The organism is Streptomyces sp. NPDC058650, assembly GCF_042717315.1.
Lineage (GTDB): Bacteria > Actinomycetota > Actinomycetes > Streptomycetales > Streptomycetaceae > Streptomyces.
On record NZ_JBHXRL010000007.1, the window covers coordinates 204,592 to 220,480 of the forward strand.

The window sequence follows — 15,889 nt, forward strand, 5'->3', positions numbered from 1 at the left end:
GAGAACCGACGAGCGGGATCAGACCTTCTGGAGGGGGCGGTGCGGCCCCTCGGGCAGCTCGGCCCGGATCGTGTCGCCGGGCCGCACCTCCCCGCCGGTGAGCACGATGGCCATGATGCCCGCCCTGCGGACGACCTCGCCGTTCTCGTCGCGGCCGATGACCTGCTTGAGTAGGCCGTGCCGGAAGTTGTCGATCTGCGCACAGGGGTTGCGCAGCCCGGTGACCTCGACGACGGCCTCGGCTCCCAGGTGGAGGAGCGTGCCGGTGGGCAGGCCGAGAAGATCGATCCCGTGGGTCGTGACGTTCTCGCCGAGGTCGCCCGGGCCGACCTCGAACCCGGCGCCCGCCACGTCCTCGAAGAGCTCGGCGTGAATGAGGTGGACCTGACGCAGGTTCGGCTGGGTCGGGTCCTGGGCCACGCGCGACCGGTGCTTGACCGTCACTCCCGCGTGGACGTCGCCCTCCACGCCGAGGCCCGCGAGGAGGGTGATGCCGTCCCGGTTGGGCTTGGTGAACGAGTACGTGCCGTTGCTGCTGACCGTCTGGACGGTGCCGCTGCTCATACTGAGGAGCTCCCCTTCTCCGCTGCCGCTCGGTCGTCGCGGGCGGTGCATACACCTCACCCGAACCGATGATCACATCGCGTGTGATCATCCTTGACCTTACTCGGCCGCGCCGGACCGCTCCGCGCGCAGGGGCTCGCCCACCTCGTGCAGATGCCCGAGGGCCTGGCGGTACGACTCCACGAAGCCGGTCTCGGTGTACGGCACGCCCAGCGCGGCGCAGTGGGCGCGCACGGCGGGCTGGGCAAGGCGGAGGTTGGGGCGCGGCATGCTCGGGAAGAGGTGGTGCTCCACCTGGTAGTTGAGTCCGCCGAGGAACCAGTCGGTGAGGGCGCCGCCGCGGATGTTGCGCGAGGTGAGCACCTGGCGGCGCAGGTGGCCCCAGCTGTCGCCGTCGGCGTGCTCGTCCGGGCGCTCCATGCCCTTGTGGTTGGGGGCGAAGGCCATGCCCAGGTGGACGCCGAGCAGCATCTGGTGCAGGAGGGCGAAGACCAGTGCCTGGAGGGGGGTGAGGAGGGTGAGGAGCAGGGCCGTGTAGCCGGCGAAGTGGGCGAGGAGCAGGGCGCCCTCGACGAGCCGCTCGCGCCGGGTGCGGCAGGGGCCGTCCTTCGCGAGCAGTGCCTGGACTCCGTACACCTTGAGGGCGATGCCCTCCAGGGTCGTCAGCGGGAAGAACAGCCAGGCCTGGTGGCGGGTGAGAAAGCCGCGCAGGCCCGTGCGGCCCGTGGTCTGGTGGTCGGCGAAGACGAGGATGTCGGCGGCGACGTCCGGATCCTTGTCGAGGTGGTTGGGGTTCGCGTGGTGCCGGTTGTGCTTGTCGTTCCACCACTCCCGGCTCATGCCGAGGAGAAGGTTGGCGTGCACGAGCTGGATGACCCGGCTCGCCCTGCGGTCGGCGGTGATCTGGGCGTGGCCGGCGTCGTGGCCGACGAAGGCGGCCCGGGCGGAGAGCAGGGCGAGGGGGAAGGCGAGCGGGAGCGCCCACCAGGAAGGGCCGATCAGGGCGAGTCCGGCCACGACGGCGGCGATGCCGAGGAGGTTGACGACGATCCCGCGGGCGTACCAGCCGGGGCGATGTTCCAGGAGGCCCTGTTCCCTGACCGTCCGCAGGAGCGGGCTGAACTCACTGCCGCCTCTGGCGCGGGCGGGAGCCTCGGCGAGGGCGGGCGCCGGGGGCAGGACGGTGGCCTGGGACATGGCGGGGCTCCTGTTGCTGTGGGTCGGGATCGGGATCGGTTGCGAAGGGTGGGCGCCTCCACTGAAACTACGGATTCGTGATCGTCCGGGTCCATGGCGTCACCACCCGTCCGCGACAGGGGGGGGCGCCGGGGTGCGGGGGTGGGGCGAACCCCACCCTCCGCGCGCCCTCGACACGGAGACCTCGGCTATGGCGCGGATCACACGTCCCGCGTGCGCGTCACATCGATCACTTCGGGTATCCTCGGTCGCTCGGTCCCCAGGTAGTCAAATTTGAGGAATGCATTGTCGCTGTCGTACGGACCCGATGATTCCGCCCGCGAACTCGCCCTCCACTCCGCCGTCTTCCTCCCCGCCGATCCGCCCCGCGCGGGACGGATCGCCTTCTGGTCCGCGGAGGGGGACGCCCTGCCGGACGGCGCCCCCGCGAACACCGAGCTCACGGTCGTGGACGGCGAAGGCCTCCAAGCCGTGACCGTCCCCGCGCGCGCCCTCGCCGTACGGGACGCCCTTCCGCTGCTCGCCCGTGCCCGGTTCACGGACTCCGCCTCGCCCGCCGCCGCGTTCTGGGGCGCCGCGTCCCTCCTCGCCCTCGACCTCGTCGCACACGGACTCCTGCTGCCCGGTCTCACTCCCGGCGAACACGACGCGTGGCGGGCCGGGCCGCTCGGCCCGGAGGAGCTGGCGCGGCTGCGCACCCTCGCCGCCTCGATGCCGCCGAGCGCCCACGCCGTACCCCTGTCCCCCGACGAGCCGCTGCTCCTGCCCGAACCCGAGGCACTGCTCCGCGCGTTCGCCGACGCGGTCGCGGACACACTCCCGCGCACCCCGGCGGCCTCCCTCGCGGCCGGCGGCCACGCCTTCGCGGCCGACGCGGCCCAGTCGATCCCCGAACAGCGAGCCTGGGCCGCCGACGTGGCGGCGGGTCACGACGCGGGCGTCCGGTTGTCGCTCCGCCTCGAACTCCCCGGCTTCACCACCGAGTCCGACGAGGCCCCCGCCTTCCGCGCGGTCCTCCAGCTCCACGGCGTCGCCGACCCCACGCTGGTCGCGGACGCGGCGGAAGTGTGGGCGGGGTCCGGCACGACAGCCGGCGCGTTCGGCCCCCGGGCCCGGATGGACGCGCTCCTGGCGCTCCGGCGCGCCTCCCGCGCCTGGCCGCCCCTGGCCCCGCTCCTCACGGCGGCCGTTCCCGACACCGTCGAACTCGCCGACGAGGAGGTCGCGGAGCTGCTTGGCCCGGCGACCCGGGCCCTCGCGGCGACCGGCGTCCAGGTCCACTGGCCGCGCGAACTCGCCGACCGGCTCACCGCCCACGCGGTGATCGGCCCTTCGGCCACGGAGAACGAAGAGAGCGACGCGCGGTACGGGGTCGGCGACGCGCCCAGCGCCGATGGCGCGGCACCCCCGAGCACCGGTGACGCGCCGGACGAAGAGGGCGGCCCCTCCCGCGGCTCGCTCCCCTCCTTCCTCTCCGCCGACGCCCTGCTCGCCTTCAACTGGCGCTTCGCCGTGGGCGGGCACGAGCTGACCCGGGCCGAGCTCGACCGGCTCGCCGAGGCCGGACGGCCCCTCGTCCGCCTGCGGGACCGCTGGGTCCTCGTCGACCCGGCCGAGGTGCTTCGCGCCCGAGCCCAGCAGGACCGCAAGGTCACTCCGGTGGACGCGCTTTCGGCCGTCCTCACCGGCACGACCGAGGTGGACGGCCGCCCCGTCGAGGTGGCGGCGTCCGGCTGGCTGGAGCGGTTGCGGGAGCGGCTCGCCGACCCCGAGGGCGGCCGCCCGGAGGTCGCGCAGCCCGCCGCGCTCGCCGCGACCCTGCGCGACTACCAAGTGCGCGGGCTCGACTGGCTCCACCGGATGACCTCCCTCGGCCTCGGCGGCTGCCTCGCCGACGACATGGGCCTGGGCAAGACGATCACCGTCATCGCGCTCCATCTCCACCGGCAGACCGATCCGGCCTCCGCCGGACCCACGCTGGTCGTCTGCCCGACCTCGCTCATGGGCAACTGGCAGCGGGAGATCGAGAAGTTCGCGCCCGGCACGCCGGTGCGCCGCTTCCACGGCGCCGCGCGCGACCTGGAAGGCGTCGCCGACGGCGGCTTCATCCTCACCACGTACGGCACCATGCGGCTCGACACCGAGCGGCTCGCCGCGCGGAGCTGGGGACTCCTCGTCGCGGACGAGGCGCAGCACGTCAAGAACCCGTACTCGGCGACCGCACGTGCGCTGCGGACGATCGGGGCACGCGCGCGCGTGGCACTGTCCGGCACCCCGGTGGAGAACAACCTCTCCGAGCTGTGGGCGATCCTCGACTGGACGACCCCCGGCCTGCTCGGCAGCCTCGGGGCCTTCCGTACGCGCTTCGCCGCCGCCGTCGAGGGCGGCGGGGACCCGGCCGCCGCCGAGCGGCTCGGCGCGCTGGTCCGCCCGTTCCTGCTGCGCCGCCGGAAGTCGGACCCGGGCATCGCGCCCGAACTCCCGCCGAAGACCGAGACCGACCGGGCCGTCTCCCTGACGCCCGAACAGGCCGGTCTGTACGAGGCGGTGGTGCGCGAGACCCTGGAGTCGATCGCCGTCGCCGAGGGCATGGAGCGCCGCGGGCTCGTCGTGAAACTCCTGACCGGTCTCAAGCAGATCTGCAACCATCCCGCCCAGTACCTCAAGGAGGACCGGCCGAGGATCGAGGGCCGCTCGGGCAAGCTGGAGCTGCTCGACGAGCTCCTCGACACGATCCTCGCCGAGGGCGCGAGCACCCTGGTCTTCACCCAGTACGTGGGGATGGCCCGGCTCCTGGAGACGCATCTCGCGGCGCGGGGCGTACGGACGCAGTTCCTGCACGGCGGCACGCCCGTCGCCGCGCGCGAGGCGATGGTGGCGCGGTTCCAGGACGGGGACGTCCCCGTCTTCCTCCTCTCGCTGAAGGCCGCCGGGACCGGGCTCAACCTCACCCGGGCCGAGCACGTCGTGCACTACGACCGCTGGTGGAACCCGGCCGTGGAGGCCCAGGCCACCGACCGCGCGTACCGGATCGGGCAGGACCGCCCGGTGCAGGTGCACCGGCTGATCGCCGAGGGCACGATCGAGGACCGGATCGCCGCCATGCTCGACCGCAAACGGGAACTGGCGGACGCCGTTCTCGGGACGGGCGGGGACACCCCGCCGGAACTGACCGAACTGACCGACGCGGAACTGGCGGAGCTCGTACGGCTGCGAGGGGACGGACGATGAGCGAGTACGGACACGGGCAGGGCCCCGCACAGGGACAGGGACACGGACGCGGACACGGACACGGGGGCGACGAGCGGACGTTCGAGGCGCTGCCGCCCGCGAAGGGCGCGGCGTTCGCCCGGACCTGGTGGGGCCGGGCGTGGCTCAAGGCACTGGAGGACACGGCGCTCGACGGCGAACAGCTCAAGGCCGGGCGCCGGCACGCGCGCGCGGGGGCCGTGGGAGCCGTGTCGGTGCGTCCCGGCCGGATCACGGCGATCGTCAAGGACCGCGACGGCACGGCGCACCGCAGCGACGTGCTGGTGCGGGAGTTCTCCGGGGAGGAGTGGGAGCGGCTGCTCGATCTGGCCGTGGACAGCGCGGGGCACATCGCGGCGCTCCTCGACCGCGAGATGCCTCCGCACCTGGTGGAGGACGCGGCGGTCGCGGGGATCGACCTGCTCCCGGGGATCGGCGATCTCGATCCGGAGTGCGGCTGCGAGGCGTGGGACCACTGCCCGCACACGTCGGCGCTCTGCTACCAGGTGGCGCGACTGCTCGACGAGGACCCGTTCGTCCTGCTGCTGATGCGCGGGCGCGGCGAACGGACCCTCCTCGACCAGCTCCAGGCGCGCAGCGCGCGGCGGGCCACGGCGCCTGCGGAGCGCGACGGTCAGGAGGGATCCGGGGACGGGGCCGCGGTGGAGGGTGCCGGGGGCATGCCGGGCGTGTCGGCGGCCGAGGTGTACGCGGCCCGGGACATCCTGCCGCCGCTGCCCGCCCCGCCCGGGGCCCTCTCGGCGCCGGGCGAACCGCCCTCGCTCGACACGGAGACGGATCCCGAGCCCGGGGTCGATCCGACGGCACTGGAGTTCCTCGCGACGGACGCGGCGGCTCGCGCGCACCGGATGCTCGTCGCGGCCCTCGGGGGCGGCGGGCCGGAGCTCACGGAGCCGCCGCTGACGGTCGCTCAGGACGCGGTGCGCCTCGCCGCGGGCTCGCCCGCCTCCAGGATCACGGCGCGGCTCGCCACCGGTTCGGGCAGATCGCGGGCGGATCTGGACGCGGCCACGCGCGCGTGGCGCTTCGGCGGCAGCGCCGCCCTCGCCGTACTGGAGGAGGAGTGGACGCCGGACGCCGAGACCCTCGCCCGGGCGGCGGCGCGGCTCGCGGAGGCCTGGGCGGACGACGAGCGGCCGGTGCTACGGCGGACGGCCGGCGCGCGTTGGACGGTGGTGGGAGGGGAGGCGCAGTTGCGGCTCGGTGCGGACGGCCGCTGGTGGCCGTACCGCAAGGTGGGTGGCCGCTGGTCCCCCGCGGGCCCGGCGGACCGCGATCCGGCGTCGGCCCTGGCCACGGCCACGGACACGGCCACCGCTACGACCACGGCCACCCTCGCGGCCCACACCACGGGAGCGGGAGGCTCCGGCGGCGCTACTGGAGGAGGCCGGTGACCTTCCCGACGGTGGTGGACGGGGCGGCCAGGCTGCAGGCGACGGCGTCGGAGCCGAGGAGGTAGCTGGTGCGGTAGGGGTACTGGACGAAGGTGGTCCAGCGCGTGCCGAGCGGCTGCCGGGCGGCCTTGGCGCGGAGGGGTTCGCGGCAGAGTTCCGTGGCGGCCTCGCGCACCTTCTGGTCGTCGGCGTAGGTGCCGGTCAGGCGTGGCCGGGTGACGAGCTCGGCGTCGTGCGGCGTGTCGCAGTCGCGCCGGAGGGCGGTGCCCGGCGTGGCGCGGTCGATGTCGAAGCAGTCGCCGACGCGCAGTGCCTCGAAGGAGACGGGCCTGGCGGGCGGACGTGTCGCCGTCGGGGCCGAGGTAGGGGCCGGCCGGGTCGTCTCGGGAGCGGTGCTCCCGGTACGGGAGGGCTGCGGGGAGGCACTCCGCCCCTGCGGGTCGGGCCGCTTGTCGCGCGCCGCGTGCGTCGGCGTGTCGGCCACGGGGCCGCCCGTGGCGGGCACGCCGGTGGTGGATGTGCCCGGCGAGCCCACGCCCGGCGCGCCCGGCGTGGGCTCGCCGGGCGACGGCGCGCCGGCCGTCGGGACAGACGTCGTGCCGGTGTCCTCCGCGGTGACGACGGGGGACGGTACGGCCACCGGGCCGCCGCCCGGCCGCCCGTCGGCCGGCCCTTCGAAGTCCTCTCCGCCGCCGACGGCCATGAACCCGCCCACGACCAGGGCTGCCAGGAACAGCGGTACGAGCGGCACGCCGAACCAGCGGGCGCGCCGCGCGGCCGGCCCCGGCCGGGGTGCGCCGAGGCGTACGACACGCGGCCACGCCACAGCGGCGAGCCGCTCGGTGGAGTGGGACTCGACGGAGTGGGACCCGGGGGAACAGGACTCGGTGGAACGGGACTCGAGGGAGCGGGGCTCGGCTGAGGGGGACTCAGCCGGTCGGCGGTCCGGCGGCGGAGTGGCGGTCGGCTGGTGCGGCACAGACACCAGGGTTGCTTGTCGGCGGCCGTGAGGCGAGTGATCCGGGGCCGCTGAGCACGGCCTGTACAGAATCGTGACCATCGCCGACCACGGCTTGTCCGACCATGGCCGGAAAGGGCCTCTCCTCCCCCGGTCGCCGTCCCGCCGACGCCCCGTCACGGGTTGTCCTACAGACCGAGCTGGCGCTCCGCGCCCTCGACCGTCTGCGCGAGCAGAACGGCGATGGTCATGGGACCGACGCCACCGGGGACCGGAGTGATGAGGGAGGCGCGCTCGGCGGCGGACGCGAAGTCGACGTCGCCGATGTTGCCCGGGTTGTAGCCGGCGTCGACGACGACGGCGCCGGGCTTGATGTCCTCGCCCTTGATGAAGTTCGGCTTGCCGACGGCCGCCACCAGGATGTCGGCCTCCCGTATGACGGAGGAGAGGTCCTTGGTGCGGGAGTGGCAGTAGGTGACGGTGGCGTCGCGGCCGAGGAGGAGGAGACCGGCCGGCTTGCCGAGGATCGCGCTGCGCCCGACGACCACGGCCCGCTTGCCGCTCGGTTCGACGTCGTACGCGTCGAGGAGGCGCATGATGCCGCCGGGCGTGCAGGAGACGAAGCCGGGCAGTCCGAAGCCCATGGCGGCGAAGGAGGCCATGGTGACGCCGTCGACGTCCTTCTCCGGCGCGATGGCCTCGAAGGCGGCGCGCTCGTCGATGTGCGGACCGACCGGATGCTGGAGGAGGATGCCGTGGACCTCGGGGTCCTCGGACAGCGCGGTGATCGCGGCGACGAGCTCCTCGGTCGTCGTGGTGGCGGGCAGCTCCACGTGCCGGGAGCGGATTCCGGCCTTCGCACAGCGGTTCTGCTTCATCTTCACGTACGTCACGGAGGCCGGGTCGGCGCCGACCAGGACGGTGGCGAGACACGGCGTGACGCCGGTGCGGCGGGTGACCTCGGCGGCACGCGCGGCCGTCTCCTCGACCGTACGGCGGGCGAGGGCGGTGCCGTCCATGAGGCTGGCGGTGCTGGTGGACATGGCAACTCCTGGGCGTCGTGTCTGACCGGTGGTTCGCCCAGGCGCACGGCATCGGCACGGTCGCACCGCTCGGGTGCGCTCCGCCGGGGCCGCTCCCCGGTGGTGATCCACCTCAAGCGCCAGTCACGGCCCGGGCCCACTCTACGTGCTCCGCGCCAGGGCCCGGGGGCCGGTCCCGGACAGGGCGCATATGCCGTGGTGCCGGGGCGCTTGTCGGCGGCCCGCGCGCGCACGACGATGAGCCGGACGTGCTGGACGACCTCGACGAGGAGGCCGAATTGAGCGATGCGTGGGTAACCGGGGCGAGAGGTCCGGGCGACAAGGCCCGCGGTCCGAGCGACAAGGCCCGCGGTCCGAGCGACGGGACGACGGGCTCAGGTGACGGGGCGACCGGTCCGGTGCTGCGGCCGCTGGTGGCCGCCTCGTGGCGGCGTTCCGTCCGGGCCAGGGTGAGTCAGGAAGCGGCCGCGCGGATCGAACTGGACGAGGACGAGTTGGCGGGACACCGGGACGGGCATCCCCTCTCGGCGGCGATGCCGGTGATCCGGGAGTTGATGGGGACGTACGCGACGGACGGGGAGCATCTGCTCGCGGTCTGCGACGCGGCAGGGCGGATGCTCTGGGTGGAAGGCCATCCGGGCACGCTGCGCAAGGCCCGGGCGATGAACTTCGTGGCCGGGGCCCGCTGGTCGGAGTCGGCGGCCGGGACGAACGCGCCCGGGACCGCGATCGCCGTCGGCCGGCCGGTGCAGGTCGTCGCCGACGAGCACTTCCGGCTGCCGGTGCGGGCCTGGACGTGCGCCGCCGCTCCCGTGCACGATCCGCTCTCCGGCCGGGTGATCGGCGCGGTGGACATCACGGGCGGGGAGCGGCTCGCGCACCCGCACAGCCTCGGCTTCGTCCAGGCGGTGGCGCGGGCGGCCGAGTCCCAGCTCGCCCTCCTCGGTCCGCCGGCCCGGCCGGGCGGGTTCAGGCTCTCCGCGCTGGGCCGCGACGAAGCGGTGCTCACCATGGGCGGGCGGCGCGTTCGCCTGTCCCGCCGGCACAGCGAGATCGTGGTGGTCCTGGCGCACCGCCCGGACGGGGTGGGTGGCGACGAGCTCCTGACGCTGCTGTACGAGGACGAGTCGGTCACCCCGGTGACGCTGCGGGCGGAGCTGTCCCGGCTCCGCGCTCTCCTCGGGCCCGACATGCTGCGCTCGCGCCCGTACCGGCTGGCGGGAGCCGTCGACGCGGACTTCGCGACGGTCGACCGGCGACTCGCCTCGGGGGCCGTCTCGGCTGCGGCCGGCGAGTACGCGGGCCCGCTCCTTCCGGCCTCACTCGCCCCGGGGGTGGTCCGGCTGCGCGAGCGGCTCGCGGACCGGCTCCGGGCCGCCCTGGTGGACCGGGGTGACCCCGGACTCCTCGCGGACTGGGCGTACAGCACATGGGGCGAGGACGACGTCGTGGTCTGGCGTGCCCTGTGCGCGGCCGTACCGACGTCGCAACTCCCGCCCGTCCGCGCCCGGCTCGACTCCCTGGAGACGGAACTGACCGCCGGTGCAACGGGGTTGCAACGTAGGGGCGCGCAGACTCGGCGATGAGCGCCGGCCAGGGACGGCCGGCGCGCCGAGGGAGGCCATGCCCATGACCCGATACGCCGCACCCGGCACCGAGGGCGCGCTGATGTCGTACGCGGACCGCTACGACCACTGGATCGGCGGCGAGTACGTCGCCCCGGCGCGCGGCCGCTACTTCGAGAACCCGAGCCCGGTCGACGGCCGGGCCTTCACCGAGGTCGCCCGCGGCACGGCCGAGGACGTGGAACGCGCCCTCGACGCTGCGCACGCGGCGGCTCCGGCGTGGGGCAGGACGGCCCCGGCGGAGCGCGCGACCGTCCTGCTGCGGATCGCGGACCGCATGGAGAGCAACCTGGAGGCGCTCGCGGTCGCGGAGAGCTGGGACAACGGCAAGCCCGTCCGGGAGACCCTCGCCGCCGACATCCCGCTCGCCATCGACCACTTCCGCTACTTCGCGGGGGTGTTGCGGGCCCAGGAGGGCTCGCTGAGCGAGATCGACGACGACACCGTCGCGTACCACTTCCACGAACCGCTGGGCGTCGTCGCGCAGATCATCCCGTGGAACTTCCCCATCCTGATGGCGGTCTGGAAGCTGGCCCCCGCGCTGGCCGCCGGCAACGCGGTGATCCTCAAGCCCGCCGAACAGACCCCGGCCTCCGTGCACTTCTGGCTGAGCCTGGTCGCGGACCTGCTGCCGCCGGGCGTCCTGAACATCGTCAACGGCTTCGGCGAGGAGGCCGGCAAACCGCTCGCGTCCTCGCCGCGGGTGGCGAAGATCGCCTTCACCGGCGAGACGGCGACGGGCCGCCTGATCATGGGGTACGCCGCCGAGAACCTGAAGCCGGTCACCCTCGAACTCGGCGGCAAGTCGCCGAACATCTTCTTCGACGACGTGTGGGCGGCGGACGACGACTTCCGTGACAAGGCTCTCGAAGGCTTCACGATGTTCGCCCTGAACCAGGGCGAGGTCTGCACCTGCCCGTCGCGCGCCCTCGTCCAGCGCGGCCGCTACGGCGAGTTCCTGGAGGCGGCGATCGCCCGTACGGAGCGGATCGTCCCGGGCCACCCCTTGGACACGGCGACGATGATCGGCGCGCAGGCCTCCGCCGAGCAGCTCCGGAAGATCCTCTCGTACCTGGAGATCGGCCAGCGGGAAGGTGCGAAGATCCTGACGGGAGGCCAGATCGTCACGCACGACGGAGACTTGGCCGGCGGCTACTACGTCCAGCCCACGATCTTCGAAGGCGACAACCGCATGAGGATCTTCCAGGAGGAGATCTTCGGCCCGGTGGTTGCGGTGACGTCCTTCACGGACTTCGACGACGCGATCCGCACGGCCAACGACACGCTCTACGGCCTCGGCGCGGGCGTCTGGACCCGCGACACGAACACGGCCTACCGCGCGGGCCGCGCGATCCAGGCGGGCCGGGTCTGGGCGAACTGCTACCACGCGTACCCGGCCCACGCGGCTTTCGGCGGCTACAAGCAGTCGGGCATCGGCCGCGAAACCCACCGCATGATGCTGGACCACTACCAGCAGACGAAGAACCTGCTGGTGAGCTACTCCCCGAAGAAGCTGGGCTTCTTCTAACGGCACGGAAGAAGAAGCCTGACCTGGACTTTTATCCGGGTCAGGCGCCTCCGTGGAGCGCCCAGCAACGCAAGTGGGCGAGGTGTCGAAATACGCTTCTTCTCCCAGTTCATCCCACTGGTATCCCAGTCCTGACCAGCAGTTCCGGGCCATACACGGGCCAGAGCGTGACTCAGCCCGTAGGGCCACTGTCCCCACTGCGCCGACTCCACTCCTGCATCGACTCCTCGATGAGCCGGTTAGAATGCTCCTGCAGACCCTCACCGATTGCACAGTAGAAGCTGTCTTCGTCGACCATGTGCCGGCCGTCCAAGGCGAACACCTGGCCTGCAGGCGCATCGGGCTTCCCCTGGCGTTGGTACTTCCGGGACCACAGGGCTACCGACAGCCACGCGTGTCGATCCTCGGGTGCGATTCGTGCCACATGCCGGTGCGGTTCAGTTGACCCGTGCGGACCAGGTCCCACGCTCGTTCCGCTCCGGGCAGGGCGTTCTCGCACCACAGCGTCACTGTGACGTCGATGAGGCCGGTTCCAAGGGCGGAAGGTTTGGCGTCGACGACGGTGACCTCGTTGACGAAGTAGGACCCCATCGTGACACCGTCGCCGTCGAGAAGGGCGAGCCATGCGTTCCCCACCATGGCGCGACGACTACCGACATGATCGAGGCTCTTCAGTAGGCCACCCTGCGGGAGACAACCTTCGAGGTGCACTCGGCGTGCGCCCTCCTCATCCGGCAGAGGCGTGAAGAGCCCCTCGGCCTCGTGAGCAAAGCCCCAGAAGTCACTGTCGTCCTCGTCCGAGGTCAGCGCGTACTTCTGCCCCTCGCCGGCCTGCCCTGATGTTCGCATCGCACCCCCAATAAGAGCGCTGATCTTACCGACGCCTGACAACTCACCGGGCAGTCGTCGGCGCTGTCCCCACCCCTGACCCCATCCCATCTATCTCGAAGGCCCATTGACGAGCCACATAGACCCGTTCACCCATGAGCGTGAAGTGCAGAGAAGTACGGGCGAATATACGGTAAATCCGATCAAAAAGGCGGTCCGGAGGCTGCTCGGATACCCGTATCCGAGGCGCGTACCGAAGGGGGTGTTCGTCGAGCAGTGGATCGGCATATCCACTGATGAATTCTATCGCGCCAAGGACGCCGACGTCCGCTACATGCGGAACGTTCACCCGCTGATCGACATGAACTGGTCACGCTCGGACTGCGTCCGCTATCTAACCTCCCTCGGACTCGCCGAAACTCCGAAGAGCAGCTGCCTCGGATGCCCCTTCCATGGCAACGCCCAGTGGCGGCACATACGCGACACCTCCCCCTCCGAGTGGGAAGACGTCGTGGAATTCGATGCCGCCATCCGCCGGGGGAACGCTCGGGCCACCGCCACAGGCAACGCGCTGCTCGGCAAAGCGTTCCTCCACCGCTCGCGCGTCCCCCTCGGTCAGGCCCCGATCGATCACGTCACCGCCGCGGAACGCGCCGCTCTCGGCGAGGAAGCCGCCTCCGAACTGGAGCAGGGCGTCGTCCACGGCTGCTCCCCCTGGTCCTGCCGCAGCGAAGTCGAGGCGGTGCAGGACGACTTCGGGATAACGGCATGATCACGAGCCGCGATCTTGTGATCGACCTGTTCGCGGGCCCGGGCGGATGGAGCGTCCCCCTGCGCCGCCTCTGGATCCGCGACATCGGACTGGAGTGGGACGAGTGGGCCTGCAAAAAAGACGCGAGCGGCAGCCGGCCTGCTGACCATCCGTACGGACGTCGCGATGTATCCGGCCTGGCTCTTCGCAGGCCGGACCTGCGGATTCATCGCCTCCCCGCCCTGCCAGGCGTGGTCCATGGCGGGCAAGCGCCTCGGCCTGGTCGACCAGCCCCTCGTTCACCAGGCCGTCGCCGACCTTGCCGCCGGGCTCGACACCCGCGAAAAGCTCCTGGCCGCCTGCCGTGACGAGCGGTCGCTCCTCGCGGCGGAGCCGATGCGCTACCTGCACGCCCTGCACTCCGTCGGCGAGCCGGAGTGGGTGGCCATCCGCTCCACGCTCACGGTCTACCAGCGCCGTCGCGTTCCCGGCGCCGCCGATCTCGCCCGCCGCATCCGCGAGGCCCTCGCCTAACATGCCCAACAACCCGCCTGACGAAGGGAACACCGTGGTCCAGCAGACCGAGACCCAGCCCAGGGCCCTCAAGCCGGCACTCGAATCGATGACCCTGCTGGTCGCGGCTGTCATCGTCCACGACCAGGCCACCAATCGCGTTGTCCTCCTGCAGCGCAGCGAGAACGCCAAGTTCGCCCAGGGCCTGTGGGACCTGCCCGTCGGCAAGAGCGAACTGGGCGAGCCCATCACCGAGACCGCGGTCCGCGAGCTGTATGAGGAGACCGGACTCACGGTGAAGCCCGAGTCCCTTAAGGTCGCCCACGTCATCCATGGTGCCTGGGGCGTCGAAGCCCCCAACGGCTTCCTCACCATCGTCTTCGCCGCCCATGAATGGACCGGGGAACCAGAGAACTGCGAACCCCGCAAGCACTCCCAGGTCCGCTGGATCGGTATCGACGCCATCCCCGACGCCTTCGTCGACACCACCGCCAGTGCCCTGCACCACTACTTGGAAGGCGGAGCGCAGGTCTCCCTGGACGGGTGGAAGCAGCCTGCCGTGCCCTGACTCAGACAGCCGCACGGTCTCGGAAACGAGGACCCAGCAGCTTTGGAGCCCCGCACAACCCGGCATCACGCCCGACACCACGGCACTGGCTTCAAGCTGAGCCCAGCGGATGCCGATGCTGCCGGATCCACAGAAACTCCGGGAGAAAGCCCCCTTCGGCAGAACCACGGACTCCCCGCCAGCGCGGTGTATGTGGCTCCTTGCCTCGTGTTCACCGAAACTGGCGCCAGCCCGCGGTCCGATCCAGCAGGACGTTTCTGACACGCTGCTCGGCGTCTGGCCCTCCGTTCCCGAACACGCTCGGCCTGGATCCGGCTGGCGAAGTTGCCGGCGTCATCGCTTCGAAGGGGTCGCCCCCGCGGCAAGCCCAGCCGGGGCGGCGCCTCCGGCATCTTCTGCGGAGGGCTTAGAGGTCCTAACAGAAGCTGTTGATCATGTGACTATCGGTCCGGATGGTCGTTGGTCTGGCTGTGGGGAAACGTCAGTCGCGGCCGTGGATCGTGTCGGATGAACTGTGGTCGCTCATCGAGCCGTTGTTGCCTGAGCCGGTGCCGAAGCAGGTGGCGGGACGCCCCCGGGTGCCGGACCGGCAGGCACTCTGCGGGATCCTGTTCGTGCTGCATACCGGGATCCAGTGGGAGTACCTGCCGCAGGAGCTGGGCTTCGGCTCCGGGATGACCTGCTGGCGGCGTCTGGCCGCGTGGAACGATGCCGGCGTCTGGGACCAACTGCATCTGGTGCTGCTGAAGAAGCTGCGGGTCGCGAAGAAGCTGGACTGGTCGCGGGCGGTGATCGACTCCTCCCACGTCAGGGCAGCTCGACGGGGCCCAAAAGCGGTCCCAGCCCGGTCGACCGAGCACGTCCGGGCAGCAAGCACCACCTCATCGTCGACGGCCAGGGCATCCCACTCGCCGTATCGCTGACCGGCGGCAACCGCAACGACGTCACCCAGCTGATACCCCTGCTGAAGAAGATCTCATCGGTCGCCGGCCTGGTCGGACGGCCACGCAACCGACCCGACAGCCTGCTCGGCGACCGCGGCTACGACCACGACAAATACCGCCGTCTCGTCTGGGCGCTGGGCATCAAACCCGTGATCGCCCGCCGCGGCGTCCCACACGGTTCCGGCCTCGGCGTTCACCGGCGGGTCGTGGAGCGGACCATCGCATGGTTCCACGGCTTCCGCCGACTACGGATCCGATGGGAACGACGCGACGACATCCACGAAGCCTTCCTCGGACTCGCCACCTGCCTTATCACCCACCGACACGTCCAACGCCTTTGTTAGGACCTCTTACACGGCACCATGACCGACTTGGACACGAGGGTGGCAAAGACTGCGTCGGCTGCCGAGCCGGCGCACTGCGGCTCATCCGTGGCCTCCCCTATCGCGACCTCCAAGCTGCGTTCGCGCCCAGGTTGTGCTGCGTGACCTTGTCCAACTCCCGCAGGACGACGAAGTCGTCGGTCCGCGTCAACCACAGCTCGGCCGCGCATTCGCACACTTCCCCAGAGCCACCCGCGAACGTCTGAACATCGAGGTGCCGTCAACTCCGCGCCTAGGGAAGCCGGTCACCCCAGCCCCGAGAAGCTCATCCCCTCGAGGGGCAGATCAGGTCGGCGTCCGAGTCGGACAGCTGGAGGTGACGG

At 71.8% G+C, this 15,889-nt stretch carries 12 protein-coding genes, 1 pseudogene and 1 riboswitch; of the genes and pseudogenes, 8 read left to right on the plus strand and 5 right to left on the minus strand.

Annotated features, from left to right (window positions below; translation table 11 throughout):
- Positions 1-18: 18 nt before the first annotated feature.
- The gene (locus tag ACFWWU_RS15180) at positions 19-564 is read right to left on the minus strand and encodes an MOSC domain-containing protein (RefSeq protein WP_384144511.1); all 546 of its coding nucleotides are present in this window, start codon (positions 562-564) and stop codon (positions 19-21) included.
- Between the two features lie 99 nt (positions 565-663).
- A complete protein-coding gene (locus tag ACFWWU_RS15185) occupies positions 664-1,761 on the minus strand; it encodes a fatty acid desaturase family protein (RefSeq protein WP_384144513.1) in 1,098 nt (365 codons plus the stop codon).
- Between the two features lie 273 nt (positions 1,762-2,034).
- Here ACFWWU_RS15185 and ACFWWU_RS15190 point away from each other — a divergent pair, with 273 nt between their 5' ends.
- A complete protein-coding gene (locus ACFWWU_RS15190; RefSeq protein WP_384144516.1) occupies positions 2,035-4,992 on the plus strand; it encodes an SNF2-related protein in 2,958 nt (985 codons plus the stop codon).
- Positions 4,989-6,425: an SWF or SNF family helicase gene (locus ACFWWU_RS15195; RefSeq protein WP_384144519.1), complete on the plus strand. Its 1,437-nt coding sequence runs from the start codon at positions 4,989-4,991 to the stop codon at positions 6,423-6,425. Before ACFWWU_RS15190 ends, ACFWWU_RS15195 begins: the two co-directional genes overlap by 4 nt.
- On the opposite strand, the gene ACFWWU_RS15200 is transcribed toward ACFWWU_RS15195, so the two are convergent.
- The gene (locus ACFWWU_RS15200; protein WP_384144522.1) at positions 6,406-7,251 is read right to left on the minus strand and encodes a hypothetical protein; all 846 of its coding nucleotides are present in this window, start codon (positions 7,249-7,251) and stop codon (positions 6,406-6,408) included. The genes ACFWWU_RS15195 and ACFWWU_RS15200 overlap by 20 nt on opposite strands.
- A 320-nt stretch (positions 7,252-7,571) precedes the next feature.
- Positions 7,572-8,426, minus strand: a complete 855-nt coding sequence (locus tag ACFWWU_RS15205) for a bifunctional 5,10-methylenetetrahydrofolate dehydrogenase/5,10-methenyltetrahydrofolate cyclohydrolase (protein WP_384144524.1) — start codon at positions 8,424-8,426, stop codon at positions 7,572-7,574.
- 28 nt (positions 8,427-8,454) lie between these two features.
- Positions 8,455-8,563: riboswitch (ZMP/ZTP riboswitch) on the minus strand.
- A 141-nt stretch (positions 8,564-8,704) separates the two neighbouring features.
- Here ACFWWU_RS15205 and ACFWWU_RS15210 point away from each other — a divergent pair.
- Together ACFWWU_RS15210 and ACFWWU_RS15215 are read left to right on the plus strand one after the other, a co-directional pair.
- A complete protein-coding gene (locus tag ACFWWU_RS15210) occupies positions 8,705-10,012 on the plus strand; it encodes a GAF domain-containing protein (protein WP_384144980.1) in 1,308 nt (435 codons plus the stop codon).
- A gap of 43 nt (positions 10,013-10,055) precedes the next feature.
- Positions 10,056-11,579, plus strand: a complete 1,524-nt coding sequence (locus ACFWWU_RS15215; RefSeq protein WP_384144527.1) for an aldehyde dehydrogenase family protein — start codon at positions 10,056-10,058, stop codon at positions 11,577-11,579.
- 378 nt (positions 11,580-11,957) lie between these two features.
- On the opposite strand, the gene ACFWWU_RS15220 is transcribed toward ACFWWU_RS15215, so the two are convergent.
- Positions 11,958-12,428, minus strand: coding sequence for a hypothetical protein (locus ACFWWU_RS15220; protein WP_384144530.1), 471 nt, complete (start codon positions 12,426-12,428; stop codon positions 11,958-11,960).
- A gap of 241 nt (positions 12,429-12,669) precedes the next feature.
- On the opposite strand from ACFWWU_RS15220, the gene ACFWWU_RS15225 reads away from it, so the two are divergent.
- From ACFWWU_RS15225 to ACFWWU_RS15240, 4 genes and pseudogenes are all read left to right on the plus strand, one after another.
- Positions 12,670-13,179, plus strand: coding sequence for a hypothetical protein (locus ACFWWU_RS15225; protein WP_384144533.1), 510 nt, complete (start codon positions 12,670-12,672; stop codon positions 13,177-13,179).
- A pseudogene (locus ACFWWU_RS15230) lies at positions 13,176-13,608 on the plus strand (DNA cytosine methyltransferase); the annotation flags it as partial. The gene ACFWWU_RS15225 and the pseudogene ACFWWU_RS15230, both read left to right, overlap by 4 nt.
- 85 nt (positions 13,609-13,693) lie before the next feature.
- On the plus strand, positions 13,694-14,239 hold the full coding sequence (locus ACFWWU_RS15235; protein ID WP_384144536.1) for an NUDIX domain-containing protein: 546 nt from the start codon (positions 13,694-13,696) through the stop codon (positions 14,237-14,239).
- Positions 14,240-14,691: 452 nt separating this feature from the next.
- Positions 14,692-15,527 (plus strand): IS5 family transposase gene (locus tag ACFWWU_RS15240; protein ID WP_384144539.1). Its coding sequence is split into 2 segments (ribosomal slippage): positions 14,692-15,039 and positions 15,042-15,527, totalling 834 coding nucleotides; the frame shifts between segments, so codons are not numbered across the junction.
- Positions 15,528-15,889: the final 362 nt, after the last annotated feature.

Bases quoted from the DNA above. Each gene is read 5' to 3' on its own strand.
- ACFWWU_RS15185 (WP_384144513.1), bottom strand. From the start codon at position 1,761: ATGTCCCAGGCCACCGTCCTGCCCCCGGCGCCCGCCCTCGCCGAGGCT.
- ACFWWU_RS15180 (WP_384144511.1), bottom strand. From the start codon at position 564: ATGAGCAGCGGCACCGTCCAGACGGTCAGCAGCAACGGCACGTACTCG.
- ACFWWU_RS15215 (WP_384144527.1), top strand. From the start codon at position 10,056: ATGACCCGATACGCCGCACCCGGCACCGAGGGCGCGCTGATGTCGTAC.
- ACFWWU_RS15205 (WP_384144524.1), bottom strand. From the start codon at position 8,426: ATGTCCACCAGCACCGCCAGCCTCATGGACGGCACCGCCCTCGCCCGC.
- ACFWWU_RS15195 (WP_384144519.1), top strand. From the start codon at position 4,989: ATGAGCGAGTACGGACACGGGCAGGGCCCCGCACAGGGACAGGGACAC.
- ACFWWU_RS15220 (WP_384144530.1), bottom strand. From the start codon at position 12,428: ATGCGAACATCAGGGCAGGCCGGCGAGGGGCAGAAGTACGCGCTGACC.
- ACFWWU_RS15235 (WP_384144536.1), top strand. From the start codon at position 13,694: ATGCCCAACAACCCGCCTGACGAAGGGAACACCGTGGTCCAGCAGACC.